Source organism: Pseudomonas fluorescens (genome assembly GCF_018614655.1).
Classification (GTDB): Bacteria; Pseudomonadota; Gammaproteobacteria; order Pseudomonadales; family Pseudomonadaceae; genus Aquipseudomonas; species Aquipseudomonas fluorescens_BX.
This window is the reverse complement of the sequence record NZ_JAGGOG010000001.1, coordinates 167,680-181,778: the sequence shown is the minus strand read 5'-3', so window position 1 is coordinate 181,778 and position 14,099 is coordinate 167,680. Positions and strand designations below refer to the sequence as shown.

General features: G+C 60.1%; 12 protein-coding genes. 3 read left to right on the top strand and 9 right to left on the bottom strand.

The features are described from left to right. Positions 1-2: 2 nt before the first annotated feature. From J7E41_RS00780 to J7E41_RS00755, 6 genes are all read right to left on the bottom strand, one after another. On the bottom strand, positions 3-1,100 hold the full coding sequence (locus J7E41_RS00780) for a DNA alkylation repair protein (protein WP_214989515.1): 1,098 nt from the start codon (positions 1,098-1,100) through the stop codon (positions 3-5). A 130-nt stretch (positions 1,101-1,230) separates the two neighbouring features. Then, positions 1,231-2,577 carry a glutamine synthetase family protein gene (locus tag J7E41_RS00775; RefSeq protein WP_214989513.1) on the bottom strand — a complete coding sequence of 449 codons (1,347 nt, stop codon included), beginning with the start codon at positions 2,575-2,577 and terminating at the stop codon, positions 1,231-1,233. A 33-nt stretch (positions 2,578-2,610) separates the two neighbouring features. Continuing rightward, positions 2,611-3,168, bottom strand: coding sequence for a helix-turn-helix domain-containing protein (locus J7E41_RS00770; protein WP_214989512.1), 558 nt, complete (start codon positions 3,166-3,168; stop codon positions 2,611-2,613). A 135-nt stretch (positions 3,169-3,303) separates the two neighbouring features. Next, complete coding sequence (locus J7E41_RS00765; RefSeq protein ID WP_251029280.1) at positions 3,304-5,466, bottom strand: WG repeat-containing protein; 2,163 nt, start codon at positions 5,464-5,466, stop codon at positions 3,304-3,306. Between the two features lie 37 nt (positions 5,467-5,503). Next, positions 5,504-7,405 carry a M48 family metallopeptidase gene (locus J7E41_RS00760; RefSeq protein ID WP_214989505.1) on the bottom strand — a complete coding sequence of 634 codons (1,902 nt, stop codon included), beginning with the start codon at positions 7,403-7,405 and terminating at the stop codon, positions 5,504-5,506. A gap of 21 nt (positions 7,406-7,426) precedes the next feature. Continuing rightward, a complete protein-coding gene (locus tag J7E41_RS00755) occupies positions 7,427-8,026 on the bottom strand; it encodes a LemA family protein (RefSeq protein ID WP_214989503.1) in 600 nt (199 codons plus the stop codon). 176 nt (positions 8,027-8,202) lie between these two features. Here J7E41_RS00755 and J7E41_RS00750 point away from each other — a divergent pair, with 176 nt between their 5' ends. Continuing rightward, the gene (locus J7E41_RS00750) at positions 8,203-9,387 is read left to right on the top strand and encodes an MFS transporter (protein WP_214989501.1); all 1,185 of its coding nucleotides are present in this window, start codon (positions 8,203-8,205) and stop codon (positions 9,385-9,387) included. A gap of 453 nt (positions 9,388-9,840) precedes the next feature. Here the strand turns inward: J7E41_RS00750 and J7E41_RS00745 are convergent, their stop codons facing one another. The 3 genes from J7E41_RS00745 to J7E41_RS00735 form a co-directional block, all read right to left on the bottom strand. Next, the gene (locus J7E41_RS00745) at positions 9,841-10,110 is read right to left on the bottom strand and encodes a DUF1652 domain-containing protein (RefSeq protein WP_214989499.1); all 270 of its coding nucleotides are present in this window, start codon (positions 10,108-10,110) and stop codon (positions 9,841-9,843) included. A gap of 10 nt (positions 10,111-10,120) precedes the next feature. Continuing rightward, positions 10,121-10,372 (bottom strand): CsbD family protein, encoded by a 252-nt coding sequence (locus tag J7E41_RS00740; RefSeq protein ID WP_214989497.1) that lies wholly within the window; start codon positions 10,370-10,372, stop codon positions 10,121-10,123. 315 nt (positions 10,373-10,687) lie between these two features. Next, entirely contained in the window at positions 10,688-12,184 is a 1,497-nt protein-coding gene (locus J7E41_RS00735) for a PAS domain S-box protein (protein WP_214989496.1), read from the bottom strand. Positions 12,185-12,366: 182 nt separating this feature from the next. Here J7E41_RS00735 and J7E41_RS00730 point away from each other — a divergent pair, with 182 nt between their 5' ends. Together J7E41_RS00730 and J7E41_RS00725 are read left to right on the top strand one after the other, a co-directional pair. Further along, positions 12,367-13,335 (top strand): hypothetical protein, encoded by a 969-nt coding sequence (locus J7E41_RS00730; protein WP_214989495.1) that lies wholly within the window; start codon positions 12,367-12,369, stop codon positions 13,333-13,335. Positions 13,336-13,464: 129 nt separating this feature from the next. Continuing rightward, positions 13,465-14,085 carry a hypothetical protein gene (locus J7E41_RS00725; RefSeq protein WP_214989494.1) on the top strand — a complete coding sequence of 207 codons (621 nt, stop codon included), beginning with the start codon at positions 13,465-13,467 and terminating at the stop codon, positions 14,083-14,085. Positions 14,086-14,099 lie beyond the last annotated feature (14 nt).

Here is a 14,099-nt window from a genome sequence, read left to right as displayed (position 1 = left end):
GTTCAAGATTGCAGTTCGAACTCAGTGCTGGCCAGCTTTTCGCCATTCACCAGCACATGCACTGTGTGCTTGCCGGGGTAGTGCTTGCGGGTGGTCAATTCGCGTATGTGTTGGGCTCGGGTAATCGCGTGGTGTTCACCGACGCCTAAGGTGAAGGCCTTGAGTTTGAACACTTTGGCGGCGCTATGGCCGGCACTTTTCACGTAGTCGATGGCGTAATCCACCACCAGTTTCTGTGGGGCGTTGGCAATCGATTCCAGGGTGAAGGACAGGTTGATTCGCTCACCCAGTTTGACCATCGCCGGCGTCACCTTCAGGTGCCGGATGTTCACCTCGGCCCTGGCTCCCGCACCCATGATGGTCAGCGCCCGGGTGTTGCCCAGCTTGATCAGGCTGCGCAAGGCATGGCGGGCGATCCAGGCGGTGTGGGGATTATCCAGCGACCAGCTTTCAATCAAGGTCAGCACCCAGGCCGGATGGTCCTTGGTGATGTCGTTGAGGTGGTTAGCCACTGACTTGCGCACGTAAAGACTGCTGTCGGCCTTGAGGTTGTCGAGGATCGAGGCGCAGAGCGTCGGATTTGCCTGCACTTGGGCCAGGCGAAACGACCAGGGCAGCCTCGGCCTGGAACCTTCACTGGCCAGGCGTCGTACGTGCTCGTTGGCATCCAGCGACCACTGTTGCATCACCGCCAGGGTGCGCTCGAAGTCCCGTAGCAGGAAATGCCGCACAGCAAATTCGGCGGAGCCAAAGGTGGTGAAATACTTGAGGGCCGCCATGGAGCGCTTGAAGTCATCGGCACCGTAGCTCGCCACGAAGTGAGGCAGGAACAGGCTGACAAAGCTGCTGTTGATCCGGGGCGCGAGGGCATATAACAGTTTTAGCGTCTGCGGATAATCCAGCGGAATCACCGCGTGCAGGCTTTCGCTGACCCGGGCTATGCGTTGCATCACCGACAGCTCAGCCAGCCCGGCTTTGGCGTGTTTGAGGAAACCTTTGGCGTTGAATGCCGGGTACACCTGCGTCATTTCGGCGGCGATGTGCTGCAGGCGTTCGACGTTGAAGATTTCCTTGAGGGCCGGGGCGCTTTGGTCGGTCATGGGCAAGTCCTTATTGTGTAGACGCTGTCGAGGCACGAGGCTGCGATGGGTTGCGAAGCGACCCCCGAGGGCGGTCCTGCGGACACGCATCGCAGCCTCGTGCCTCGGCAGCGGCTACAGGTTTACAGATTTACAGATACCAGCGATATTCCCGCGCCTGGATCTCCTGCTGGAAGGCCAGGTGGTCCTGGCGTTTGTTTTCGCAATAGACGTCGACAAACTCTGCCCCCAACCCTTCGCGTAATATCGGTTGATGCTGCATGGCACGCACCGCTTCGAGCATTTCCAGAGGGAAGTCTGCACCGCTGTTGCGGTCTTCATTCAAGGGTGTGATGGGCTCGCGACCGGCGTCCAGGCCATGTTCCAGGCCCACCAGAATGGCGGCGAGTACCAGGTACGGGTTGGCGTCAGCACTGGCCAGACGATGTTCGATCCGCAGGTTGCGCGGGTCGGACTCAGGGATACGCACACACGCATCACGGTCCTCAAAACCCCAGCAAGCACGGGTCGCGGCGTTGACCGTGCCACCCAGGCGGCGGAAGGCGTTGTGATTGGGCGAGAAAATCGGCATGCAATGGGGCAACAGCTCCAGGCAACCGGCCACCGCGTGGCGCAGCGGTTGCTGTTGATGCGCCGCCAACAGGTTATTACCCGCCGGGTCGTACAGGCTGACATGCACATGCATGCCGCTGCCCGGATGCTGCAAGTACGGCTTGGCCATGAAGCTGGCGCGGTAGCCGTGCTTGAGCGCCACGCCGCGTGTGCTGCGGCAGAACAGCGCGGCCCAGTCGGCGGCGCGCAGGCCGTCATCCAGGTGGCCGAAATTGATTTCAAACTGGCCCGGGCCCAGTTCGGCGGTGATCACGGTGATGTCGATGCCCTGGGCCTTGGCGGTTTGCTCTATGTCGTCCAGCACCGTGCCAAAGCGCGACAGGCGCTCGATGTGCAGGTTGGGCTGATCGTCGTGGTCATCGCTCAACGGGTCGCGGGCAAATTGCGGCAGGCCGCCGTCGAGTTTTTTATCGAACAGATAAAACTCCAGCTCGAAGGCCACCACCGGGTGAATCCCCTTGCGGCTCAGGCGTTCCAGGACCTTGGCCAGTACTTCGCGAGGTTCGAACTCGATGGGCGCGTCGGTGCCGTCCGAGGTGATCAGCATCTGGCCCAGGGGCTGCGCCTCCCAGCTCACCGGCTTGAGGGTGCCGGGTACCAGGCGGCGATTGGCATCCGGGTCGCCGTCGTTGAAGCAGTAATCGCCAATCTTGAACAGCCCGCCCTGGGCGCCGAGCAATACGGCGTTCTGCGGCAATTTCAGGGGGCTGCCGGCGGCGACTTTTTCCAGCATCTCTACCGGGTAGCGCTTGCCGTAGAAGTGTCCGGGGATGTCCAGGGCGATCAGGTCGACGTAGCGCACCTCAGGATGGTTCTGGCGAAAGGTCCGGACTTCGGCCAACAGCGTGGAAGACTTGCTTTGCACGGGTGACGCTCCTTTGTGTGCCGTGATCGGCGCTCAGTTATAGACCCACAGGACGCGGGCGGGCAGATCGGTCAGGTTGCCGTAGCGGCAGTGGGCGAAGGCGGCCAGGTGAAAGCTGTCGCCAGGGCCCAGGGTCACCGAATCGGCTTCGCCTTCGACCCACAGCGTCAATTCGCCCTCCAGTACGTAGCCGGCTTGTTCGGCTCGGTCGCTCATGGTCTGTTCGCCACTGTTGGCGCCGGGGGCGAGCAAACTGTCGAGGATCGAGAACGCCCCCTGCATGCTCGGCGAGACCAGGATGTCGGTGATGCCGTTGGCGTAATACACCGTGCGCCGTTCGTTGGGCCGGGTGACCCAATCCACTGCCTTGGGTTTGGACAGGCTGTAGAAATAGGTGGTGGGCACATCGAGGGCGTGGCTGATGGCGGTCAGGTCGGCCACCGTCGGCCGGGACAAACCGCGCTCGACCTGGGACAGGAAACCCACCGACCGGTCGATCTTTTGCGCCAGTTGGGTCAGGGTGAGTTTCTTGTGCTTGCGCAGGTCATGGATCAGGATCGCCAGGGCGGCCAGTTCTTCTTGTTTGTCCATGGGGTGGGTTCGTGAAATTTTTATCAATAAATTTCATGAAAAATTACAGGATTAATTTCATGGGTGCAATGACAAAAACAATCGTGCAGCGGGCTCGTGTGGCGAGGGGCAAGCCCCCTCGCCACAGGTCAGCGCTCACTCCCGCAGATAACTGTTCGTCTGCTTGCCATCGGCATCAAACACATTGATCCGGTTTTCCTCCTTGGCATCCCACACCTGATACATCGCATCGTTGCTGTTGGCCTTGATCTCGGAATAGAGCCGATGCCCCAGCTTTTTAACCAGCGTGTTGTCCTTGTCGATCAGTACCAGGCCATCGAAGCCTTCCATTTCGACGGCCGCGAGGCTTTTCTGGAAGAAGTTGATTGCTTCATAGGTCGGCGGCACCCGCACCTTGCCGGTCAGGTCAATGGCGCCGTAACGGTCACCTTTCTTGATCACCGCCATGCCATTGGAAAAGCTCTCGACTTGATCGTACGGCAGGCTGATGGGCAGGGTTTTGCCCTGGGTGTCGATGAAGGCGAACTTGCGGGTCTTGCGCTCCTGTATCAGCAGCGGCTGGTCGTTGGCGAAGGTACCGAGCGCGGTGAAACCCGGCGGCGTGAGCTTTTTCAGCGCCAGGTCGTAGACATCGCGTTGGTCCTCGTCGATGGCAGTGGTGTAGATAAACCCGTCCTGGGCACTGATGGACCGATAACGCGGCGCCAGTAGTTCCTTGCCAGAGAGGGACCAGATGCCGTAGCGGGAGTCGGTCTGGTAGGTCTTGGTGCCAGGCCGGGCAATGAACAGTGAGCCCACCACCTCAGGATTGACGTATTTCATCGGCACCACGATCTGCTGCTTCTTGACGTCGAAGACACCATAAGGGCCATTGGTTATCTGCTCGACGACGATCAGGTCGTCGTTGATCTGTTGCTCGATAATGTCGAACGGCAGTTGCTTGAGGGTGTGGGTGCCGGGCGTGAACATGAAGTACTTGGTGATGAGCTCCCGCCACCCGTCGTCGTCGCCGAAAGGCCGTTCACCCACCACCATGCTGTAGATGCCGGGCACTTCGCTGTCCTTGGCTCGTTCAAAGCGTGGTTTCACCACCCAAACGCCATTCTTATCGATGAAGCCGTTCTTTTCGGTCTTGTTGTCGTAGGCGATGTAGCGTTCCTGGGCCGCCACACTATTGTTCATCTCCAGCGTCAGCGTCTGAGGCTGGGCCGGGTCCAGCAGATAGATCACGATGCTTTCGGGGGTGTCTTCAAAGCGGTAATGGGCCTGGATGTTGTTCAGGTCGCTGTCGGTGCTCGGCAGGTCCTTGGCGAACTGCTCCAGGTGATCCTGCACCGCTGCGGCACTCTTGAAACTCGAAAAATTGTCTTCCATGCGCAGCAACTCGTCGTAGTACGTGCGCAGGTTGGCCTTTTGCCCGGTGGTGGGCGAGGAGTTGGAGCTGTTGCCCCCACTGAACAGAGGCTTGCCGTCGGCGGTCAAGCCTTGGATCACATAGGTTTTACCCTTGGGCGTGGCCAGCAGCAGGGACGCGCAGGCGTCGGCCAGGGCGGTCAGTTGATACACTTCGCCACCGTCAGCGGTGACTTTCGGATGAGCCTTGTCCAGTACCACCTTCTTGAAACCGGGGTAGCTCTGGTAAGTGAGCGCGACACTGATGCGCTCCACCGGTTTATTCAACGTGAGCTCTACCTTGGTGGTGTCTTGCTCTTGCTCGTCGACACTGCTGTCCTTGACCGCCACCTCGGCGAATGGTCGTTGCGTGCCATCGCGAAAATAAACGGTCTGGAGCTGATAGCGATCCTCCACCCGCTGATCCGGCAGCGCGCCGCGTTTGAGCACGTCACGAATGGGCTCGACCGCCAGTTTCAGTCCTGACTGGTTGTCGAAAAAAAGCTGCTGGAACTGCATGGGGGGTTGCTTGAGGGACGCCAGTGCGGCTTGCAGGTCTTGAGTGGGGAAGGGCACGAACGGCTGCTCATATTGCAGCTCTTTTTTCTCCTGGGGATCCGCTGGCGTGGCTTTAGTCGAGGAAATCTCCAGACGCATGCCCTCGATCATCGCGATACGGTTGATGCTGTCACGCACATCGAGGACCAGGTAGTTGAGGCGTTTTTTCGCTTCCGGCAGCGACAGTGCCTTGAGGTCCTCGACGCTGCCTTCATTGAGCTGTTCTTCGCTGAACTCGACACCGCTGAGCAGGCCATTGTCCGCACGCCTGTCCATCAGGTAATACGCCGAGCCACCGATCACCGCGATGACGATCAGGGAACTGGCGAGAAGCTTGGTTCGGGTCATGGCTGTCTTCATTGTTATCAGACTCGGTGATGGGCAGTCAGGGGGTTGCCAGTAATGGCGGCATCGGGCAATCCAGCACATCGGCCACGGCCCGCATCAGTTCGGCCTCTGCCGGGGTGATTTGGCCGTCTTGTTCGATGCACACGGCCATGGCCTTGAGCAGGGTGGGCTTTTCCAGGGGCTTGAGTTGGCGCAGGCGGTTGAGGGCGGTTTCAAGGTCCTGCCATTCATTGGCGCCGGCGGCATTCAGTGCCAATGCGGGCAACGGGAGACCGGCACTGGCCTGATCGAAAGCCTTGCGTACGTGTGCAGGGTCGCTGTTGCCGGCGCGGGCGAGGGCGCCGAGCAGCAGGGCGATGTCATCCGTTACCTGGTGGAGGCTGTATTTGGCGGTGACTTTGGGCGCACCCAATACGTTGCGTTCAACGATACGCAGTAGGGTCCACTCCAGCAGGTCGATCCGGTCATCCGCCAGGATCAACAGGGCCAGGTGGCTTCTGAAGGTCTTGAACTGTTCAGTGCTCAGTTGCTTGAGGGCGGGGATGGCCAGGTCGATCAGTGGCAGACGCAGGTGTTGATCCAGGCTGGTCAAATCGGGACGCAAGGCTTCCAATTGCCGGGCGATATCCGGCGCAAGCTTGGGTAGCAGGCGCTCCATCTGCTGGGCTTGCAGCACCGGTATTGGGTCCAGCAACAGCCCGCAGATCAACGCCTGGGCGCCGTTGCTGCTATGGGCGGCTTCTCGCAGGGCGCCCGGCAGGTTGTTCAGGGCAGACTGCGCGTGGTCGAGGTGTTCAGGACCCGGCTCACCAATGGCGGCGATGGATTGTTGGATGGCCAGCAGGTCGAACACCAGCTCCTTGGCGGGAGCCGGTTCGTTCAAGCCAGCCTGGAAACCGGTGCTGGGCGGTGGTGCCTCTCCCAGGAACTCCACGGCGGGAAACTGGCCGTTCCACTGCGGGTCGACCCGCTGAATACGCACTTCCAGCGGCGGATGAGTCGCCATCATGCCGCTCATGGCGGCCTTCACGCCGGCGCCAAAATACAGATGACTGAACTCGGCCGCATGAGCTGCTTGCAATTGTGAACCCTGGGCGTGGCCGCCGATTTTCTTCAGCGCGCCGGCGATGCTCTGGGGGTTGCGGGTGAATTGCACCGCCGAAGCATCGGCGAGGAATTCCCGCTCGCGACTGACGGCTGCCTTGATCAGGTTACCGAAAAACGTCCCGGTGTAACCCAGTACCCACAGCGCGCCACCGACGGCCATAATCGCCATCGCCCCGTTGTTACCGCTCTTGTTGCTGCTTGAGGATGAACCGCGATAGGACACCCCGCGCAGGATCAACGCGCCAATCAACCCCAGCAGTAACAGCCCGTGGATCACCGCCGTCAGACGGGTATTGAGGCGCATGTCGCCGTTGTAGATGTGGCTGAACTCGTGGGCAATCACCCCTTGCAACTCTTCGCGATTGAGCAGGGCCACAGCGCCCCGAGTAACGCCAATCACGGCGTCCTGGGGCGTCAACCCGGCGGCGAAAGCGTTGATCGAGGTGTCATCCAATACGTAGACCGCCGGTACCGGCGTGCCCGAGGCGATGGCCATTTCTTCCACTATATTGAGCATCCGGCGTTCGTCCAGGCCTTGCGGGGCGAGGTTGATCAACCGGCCACCCAGGCGTTCGGCAATCACCTTGCCGCCCGCTCGTAGCTGGATGGTTTTGTAGAGGCTGCCCAGCAACACCACGGCGAACACCACGATAGAGACGTCCAGCAGCAGTTGCCAGTTGGAGAAGTTCACCGACAGGTCTTTCTGGCTGCGCAGGATCACGATCAGCACCCCGCTGGTGACGATGATCAGGCTCAGCACTGCGGCGCCCATCAACAGCACCAGACGCCCGGTGTGGCGCCGGGCGCGGTCTTGGTGTTCGAAAAAGTTCATCGGGCCATCCGTGGGCGAAGGTTAGTTGAACGACACCTTGGGTGCGTCCTGGATCTGTACGCTGTCGGCAAACTCCAGCAGGCTGGCATCGGCGCTGTGCCCGAACAGGTTGGCGAACAGCACCGGCGGGAACGTCTGCTTGTAGGTGTTGTAGGCCATGACCGAGTCGTTGAATGCCTGGCGCGAGAAGGCCACCTTGTTCTCAGTGCTGGTCAGTTCTTCGCTCAATTGCTGCATGTTCTGCGAGGCTTTGAGGTCTGGGTAGGCTTCCATGGTCACGTTAAGGCGGCCCATGGCGCTGGTGAGCGCTCCTTCGGCCTGGCCCAGTTGTGCCATCGCCTGCGGGTTACCCGGCTGGGCCGCCGCCACCTTGAGGCCGGCCAATGCGGTATTGCGCGCCGCGACGACCGCTTCGAGGGTTTCGCGCTCATGACTCAGGTAGGCCTTGGCGGTTTCCACCAGGTTGGGGATCAGGTCGTAGCGGCGCTTGAGCTGCACTTCGATCTGGGCGAAGGCGTTCTTGAAGCGATTACGCAGGGTCACCAGCTTGTTGTAGATCCCGATGGCGTAAAACACCAGCAGGACGGCGATGACCAGAATCACGATGGCGGTGACAGACATGGGGATATCCTTATCAGGTGCGAGGGAGTGATCGATCTTAGCTTATAAATAATGCATTTAATTTTTGCGTAAATGCATAAATCCGCCTTTTTTGTCCTTCATCTTGGGTTAATGTACATCCGCCCGCCGGCCGCACCAGCGTCCTTGAGCGGCGCCCTTGAAAGAATGAGAGCAGGATGCTGAAGACAATAAAAAATTACCCCCGTGCCGTAAATCTGTTGCTGTCGGCCACGTTGATCCTGACGCTGGCCAGGGCGATTACCTTTCCGTACCTGGTGATTTACCTGACTGACCAGTTTGCCCTGAGCATCAGCCAGGTCGGCCTGGTGATCGGCAGCTCGTTGATCGTCGGTTCACTGCTCAGTGTGTACGGCGGTTTCCTGGTGGACCGGATCAGCAGTTATCGGCTGTTGCTCGGTTTGAGCCTGTTGTTTGCCTTCGGATTCTTCGGGACGCTCCTGGCGCGGGGAATCGAGTCGTTCTATGCCTGCCTGATCCTGATCAACCTGGCTTACTCAGTGATCGACATCGCGGTCAAAGCCGGCTTTGCCAGCCTGCTGCCTGAAGACGCGCGCAGTGAAGTGTTTTCCATCAAGTACACCCTGACCAATATTGGCTATGCGGTGGGGCCGTTTTTTGGGGCGATGGTGGCGAAGGTCGATATCAGTCTGCCATTTATGTTCTCGGCGGGCCTGGGGGTGGCTTTTTTCCTGCTGTATTGGCGCTGGGGTGACAAGACCCTGGCCACCGCTGAGGTTGCGCAAAAGCCGGTGCCATTCCTGGCGGTTCTCCGGGTGCTGGTGCGGGATCGTCGGTTGGTGTGTTTCACCGTGGGGTGCTTGCTCAGTGCCGTGGTGTTTGGCCAGTTTACGGCGTACCTGTCTCAGTACCTGGTAACCACCAGCACAGCGGAGTATGCCTACAGCGTCATCAGCGCAGTGCTCACCACTAACGCATTAGTGGTGATCGGCTTGCAGTATGCGATTGGTCGGCGCATCTCCCATCGCCACCTCAGCCGCTGGCTGATGCTGGGCCTGGGCATGTTCATGCTGGGGTTGATCGGGTTCGCGCTGGCTACCCACCTGTGGTGGTGGGTGGCGGCGATGGTGATTTTCACGGTGGGGGAGATCATCGTGATTCCGGCCGAGTACATGTTTATCGACCGGATTGCCCCGGACCACCTGCGAGGCATGTATTACGGGGCGCAAAACCTGTCCAACCTCGGTGCCGCACTGGGGCCGGTGTTGTGCGGGCTGGTACTGGCCAGCCTGCCGGCCCACTACATGTTTTACATGCTGGCGGCGTTCATTGTGGGGGGCGGGGTGTTCTACTTTATTGGGGCGTCACTGAAGGCGCGCTGATCTGTAGATAACGTCTTGCGCGTCACCAGGCAAGAGCGCTGTCAAATCATACATTTGGCCCCTTGTAGCCGCTGCCGAGGTACGAGGCTGCGATAAGGGCCGAAGGACCTTCAGTGGTTCAAGACCCTGGCGACTGCTGCGCAGCCGATCGCAGGCTGCGCCAGCGGCTACGGTGATCGACATATTCCCTGTGATCGACACGGCTCTGTAGCCGCTGCCGAGGTACGAGGCTGCGATAAGGGCCGAAGGACCTTCAGCAGTTCAAGATCCTGGCGACTGCTGCGCAGCCGATCGCAGGCTGCGCCAGCGGCTACGGTGATCGACACATTCCCTGTGATCGACACGGTTCTGTAGCCGCTGCCGAGGTACGAGGCTGCGATAAGGGCCGAAGGACCTTCAGCAGTTCAAGATCCTGGCGACTGCTGCGCAGCCGATCGCAGGCTGCGCCAGCGGTTACAAGGCGTTCAGGGGTAAATCATCCAGATTGACCCGGCCCACGGTGTTGCTTTGCAGCTCGTAACGCAGTTCCTCGACCATCGTTTCCACGTCTTGCGAGGTTCTCAGTTTGTTGACACTGATCCCCGTCACTACCAGGTCCACCCGGCCGGTTTCGGCATCGAAGACTTTCAGGGTCAACGACGCATCCCGGCACAAGGTGAATTCGCAGGTCAGGGGCAGCAAGGCTTCTTCGATGCAGTTGCGCAGTTGCGAGAGGCTAAACATTCAGGCCCCCTTAGCGACGACGCAGCAGCAGGCCCAGCAACAGACCGACGCCGGCCACAATGGCCACGGTAGCCAGGGGTTTGTGCTTGGCAAAATCACCGACAGTCTCCAGCGCATCGCCATAGGTTTGTTGCAACTGGCCGGCCGCCTGACGGGCCAGGCCTTCGGCTTGCAGCTGTTCATCACCGGTCAGGTCACCGATAAAATCCTGAGCCTTGCCGGTCACTTTTTCGACGGTGCCTTTGACGTGTTCGCTTTTCATGGTGAATTCCTTAAAGGGCAAAAAAACGCTTTGGCACGGGATTCAAGCCCTGTGCCCACCCTTCAAGGTTAAGTAGTGCACCTTCACCCGATAAGGCGAATTTGCACCGGTCGCACTAGTGCATTTGCACCTGAATCCAGCGCCCTTCGCAGGTACCGCCTTGAACCTCACTGGACAAGATCCCGTAGCAGCTGTCGAGCGCCAGCGAGGCTGCGTGGGCCGCACCGCAGCTTTCAAGTCAGCCTGCGGCACCGAGTCGAACCTTACGCAGCCTCGCTGGCGCTCGACAGCTGCTACGAAAAAAGCTGTAGATCGTTATTTCTTGGGCTTCACTCGGTGGTCTCCGGCGAACAGACCGCGCTCCCGCGCCCACACAATCGCCGCACTGCGGCTATGCACGCCCAGTTTGGAATACACCGTCGCCACATGGTTGCGCACGGTGTTGGGCGCCAGTTTCAGGCGTGAGGCGATCTCCTTGTCGGCCAGACCCTCGCAGATCAAACCCAGCACATCGCGCTCGCGGGCGGTGAGGTCGGTGAAGGAAACGCTGGGCAGGTTGGGGCTGTTGACGTTCTTGGCGTTGGCCAGTTTTTCAATCAGTGTCTGGCTGAACCAGGAGGCGTCCTGCATGACTTCTTCGATGGCCGCCACCAGTTCCAGCTCCGAGCGCTTGCGCTCGGTGATGTTCATCAATACCAGCAGGTAGCAGGGCACGTTCTGGATACTGACGGTGTCGGCGGACAAGACGCAGTCGATCACTTCGTTGCCTTTCTTGCGGATCTTCAGGTCCAGGCTGTCGACATTGCCGGCCTTCTCCAGGGCGGCGAACACTCGGGTGCAGTTCTGGGCGCCGTCGATAAAGTCGATCTCGGCCACGGATTTGCCGATCAGTTCTTCACTGGTGTAGCCGGTGGTGTTGATGAAAGCTTCGTTGATGTCCACCACCTGCTGGTTGTCGGCGCTGCACACCAGGGTCGGTACCGGCGTCAGGCGAAAGGACTTGGCGAACCGTTCTTCGCTCTGGCGCAACGCGGTTTCGGCCTTGCGCCGGGGCTCAAGGTCGGTGAAGGAAAACAACATGCAGTCTTCCTCATTCATGTCCAACGGCTGGCCGGCGACAATCACCAGTTTGCTGCCGCCTTCGGGCAGCTTCAGTTCCGCCTGCATCTGCGGGATGGTTGCGCCTTCCCCCAGACGCTGAATCGCCAGGTCCTTGCGTTCGGCCTGTTCCAGCACATCGAGCTCATACACCGAGCGGCCGATCACCTGATCGCGGTTGTAGCCGGTCATCTCCAGGAAGCCCTGATTGACCTTGATATAACGCAGGTCGCTCAGGCGGCAGATCACGGCGGGCGCCGGGTTGGCGTTGAAGGTCTTCTCGAAACGTTGCTCGGCGCTGGCCCATTCGGTGGCATCGCTGAGGATCAGTACCAGCATTTCCGGTTCGCCGGAAGCGTCGTTGAGCACCAGGCTGCGCAGACGGTGGACCCAGGTTTTTTCGTCGTCGCCAGTGGGTGTGACTTCCACCACCACATCGCTGAATTCTTCACCATCCCCCATTCGGCTCAGCGGGTAACTCTCCAGGGGCAGCGGGTGATTGTTGCGGTAGCGCAAGGCAAAACGGGTCGCGTACTCCTGGGTGTTGGCGCCCAAGGCTTCGACGTTGTCGACACCATGCATGGCCAGCGCGGCTTCGTTGGCCCAGAGGATCGTCTGGTCGACCTCGGCAAGGATCACCCCGTCGGACAACCCGGAGATGATCTGCTGCAGTTGGCGGCGGTTGGTTTCTTTGGCGAGGACGGCCTGGCTCATGGTTTCTCCGGGGGGTAGGTCGCGTGAGAAGTACGACACCTGGGGCTCAGGATAGTGCAGAGAAAGTCCCCGGCGCGGGGTGCGAATGCACCAGTGCGCCTAGTGCAATTGTGCCGAGACCGCAGAACGCGGGCTCGACACACTGAGCCGGTCTGTACTTACTCACTGTCAAAGGATCGATCATGACCACTGTCTATGAAAGCAACCGTTCACTGTTTCGCGTGTCCTGGGGCTCGGTGTTGGCCGGTAGTGCAATTGCCCTGGTGACGTACCTGGTGCTGAGCGTGCTGGGCACCGCCATTGGTGCCAGTGCCGTCAACCCGATGGCGGCCGGCAACCCGTTGAGTGGCTTCGGCACCGGGGCCGGGATCTGGCTGTTCGTCTCAACCCTGCTGGCCATCGGCGCCGGTGCGTTTGTTGCCGGGCGTACAGCACCGGATCGCGGCGGTTTGCATGGTGTCCTGAGCTGGACCATCACCACCTTGCTGACCACTTGGTTGCTGGCAGCGTTGGCTACCAGCGTGGTGGGCGCCGCCGGGAATGTGGTCGGTAAAGGCCTGTCGGCAGCCGGCAGCGGGATTGCCGCCGTGGCACCGGGCATCAGCGACAGCGTCAAACAGCAACTGGACGAGAAGGGCATCAGCCTGGATTGGAACAGCTTGCAAGGCCAGTTGGACACCTTGCTCAAGCAGACTGGCAAACCTGACCTGGCCCCGGCCAATGTCGAGCACAAAGCTGACCAGGCTGCAGCGGATGGCAAGCAATCGGCCGCCGATGCCGCCACCAACCCGGCTCAGGCCACCGAAGAACTGAAGCAATGGTTCGAGCGGGTCAAGGCATCTGGTGAGCCAGCCTTGAATGCGGCGGACAAAGAAGCGCTGGTCAACATCGTCGCCGCCCGTACCGGCAAGAGCCAGGCCGAAGCCACCCAGATCGTCGACAACTATGCCCAGGCCTATCAGCAGGCGGTGCAGAAGGTTGAAGAACTGAAGAAGCAAGCCGAGCAGAAAGCCCGTGAGGCCGGCGAGGTTGCCGCCAAGCAACTGTCCCGTGCCGCGTGGAGCACTTTGCTGATGTTGCTGTTGGGTGCGGCGTTGAGCTTCGGTGTCGGCCGGATGGCGATGTCCACCCGTAAAGTGCCATTGGCCTGATGCATCACCGTGCAGGCGCCGGCCTGGCGCCTGCACGGTGAACAAGGCAAATTAATGTCTTATCGGCATCACCTCCCGTGAACGCGTAAACTGTCGACTTTTTTACGCGCATCACGCGAAGGTAAGCTTTTGAACCTGGCAAAAACCATAGCCCTCTTATTACTGACCTCCTTGCTGGCAGCCTGCGGTACTTCGCCGCCACGCACTCCTGATGACCTCTGCGGCATCTTCCGGGAAAAGGACGATTGGTACGACGCGGCCAAGGTCACCCAGAAGCGCTGGGGTGTGCCGATCCAGGTGCCGTTCGCCATCATGTACCAGGAGTCGGGCTTCCGGCAGAACGCCAAGACCCCGCGCAAATACCTGCTGTGGATCATCCCATGGGGCCGCGTATCCACCGCTTCCGGCTACGCCCAAGCTAAGGACGAGGTGTGGAGCGACTACCGCAAAAGCACCGGCCGTAGCTGGGCCAGCCGGCAGGACTTCGACGACGCCATCGACTTTGTCGGCTGGTACATGGACAAGACCACCACCATCAACGGCGTGTACAAATACGACGCCTATGGCCAGTACCTGAACTACCACGAAGGCTGGGGCGGCTATCGTCAGCGAACCTATGCCAGTAAGGCCTGGCTGTTGCCGGTTGCCGGAAAGGTCAAGGCGCGTTCCGATATGTATGCGCGGCAATATGCGGGGTGTAAGGCGGATCTGGATCGAGGGTTCTGGAGCCGGTTTTGGCATTGGTTGTGAGTGAGGCCTAAAGG

What these genes read in the sequence shown, in the direction of transcription:
- J7E41_RS00780 (WP_214989515.1), bottom strand. Translation starts at nt 1,100, where the DNA reads ATGACCGACCAAAGCGCCCCGGCCCTCAAGGAAATCTTCAACGTCGAA.
- J7E41_RS00770 (WP_214989512.1), bottom strand. Translation starts at nt 3,168, where the DNA reads ATGGACAAACAAGAAGAACTGGCCGCCCTGGCGATCCTGATCCATGAC.
- J7E41_RS00765 (WP_251029280.1), bottom strand. Translation starts at nt 5,466, where the DNA reads ATGACCCGAACCAAGCTTCTCGCCAGTTCCCTGATCGTCATCGCGGTG.
- J7E41_RS00760 (WP_214989505.1), bottom strand. Translation starts at nt 7,405, where the DNA reads ATGAACTTTTTCGAACACCAAGACCGCGCCCGGCGCCACACCGGGCGT.
- J7E41_RS00755 (WP_214989503.1), bottom strand. Translation starts at nt 8,026, where the DNA reads ATGTCTGTCACCGCCATCGTGATTCTGGTCATCGCCGTCCTGCTGGTG.
- J7E41_RS00750 (WP_214989501.1), top strand. Translation starts at nt 8,203, where the DNA reads ATGCTGAAGACAATAAAAAATTACCCCCGTGCCGTAAATCTGTTGCTG.
- J7E41_RS00745 (WP_214989499.1), bottom strand. Translation starts at nt 10,110, where the DNA reads ATGTTTAGCCTCTCGCAACTGCGCAACTGCATCGAAGAAGCCTTGCTG.
- J7E41_RS00740 (WP_214989497.1), bottom strand. Translation starts at nt 10,372, where the DNA reads ATGAAAAGCGAACACGTCAAAGGCACCGTCGAAAAAGTGACCGGCAAG.
- J7E41_RS00735 (WP_214989496.1), bottom strand. Translation starts at nt 12,184, where the DNA reads ATGAGCCAGGCCGTCCTCGCCAAAGAAACCAACCGCCGCCAACTGCAG.
- J7E41_RS00730 (WP_214989495.1), top strand. Translation starts at nt 12,367, where the DNA reads ATGACCACTGTCTATGAAAGCAACCGTTCACTGTTTCGCGTGTCCTGG.